Source organism: Streptomyces sp. SID12501 (assembly GCF_010550245.1).
GTDB lineage: Bacteria > Actinomycetota > Actinomycetes > Streptomycetales > Streptomycetaceae > Streptomyces.
In genome coordinates this window covers 1-591 of record NZ_JAAGLU010000286.1, presented here as the reverse complement: position 1 = coordinate 591, position 591 = coordinate 1, and the positions used below count along the sequence as shown (strand labels likewise).

Below are 591 nucleotides of genomic sequence, written 5' to 3'. Positions count from 1 at the left end.
CCGGTGCGTGAGCATGCCGAACCCGCCGTGGAAGAACGACGTCGGCACGTTCGTCTCCTCGAAGACGTCGCAGAACGTCCAGTACGAGAACGAGTCGACCAGGTCGCCGCCGCCCGCGAGCACGGGCGCCAGGTAGGCCGCGTTGTACGCGGTGTCGTGGATCGGGTTGTCGGGCCGGTACGAGGTGTTGAACTCGGTGATGTGCACCGGCAGGCCCGCGAGAGCCGTGCCCTCGAGGTAGCGGCGCGGCACGTCGAACTCGCCGAGCAGCCACGCCGGCGGCTGCAGCGTCTGGTAGGTGCCGAACGGGATCTCCTGCGTCGGGCCGGTCGCGTACGCGTGCCGGCTGACGAAGTCGATCGGCACGTCGCGGCTCGTCACGAAGTCCGCGAACGGCGCCCACCACGCGTCGTCCGAGCCGCCGCAGATGGCGGGGCCGCCGACCTGCAGCTCGGCGTCGACGTCCTTGACCGCGCGGGCGGTCTCCTCGAACAGCCGGAAGTAGGCCGCCTGGTCGGCGTCCTTCCAGAAGCCCGCGAGGTTCGGCTCGTTCCAGACCTCGACCGGCCAGCGCCGGACCTCCTCGATCCC

General features: G+C 70.7%; 1 pseudogene. It reads right to left on the bottom strand.

Features of this window, described 5'->3' with window-relative positions:
- Positions 1 to 591: pseudogene (locus G3I71_RS45775) on the bottom strand (xylan 1,4-beta-xylosidase); the annotation flags it as partial.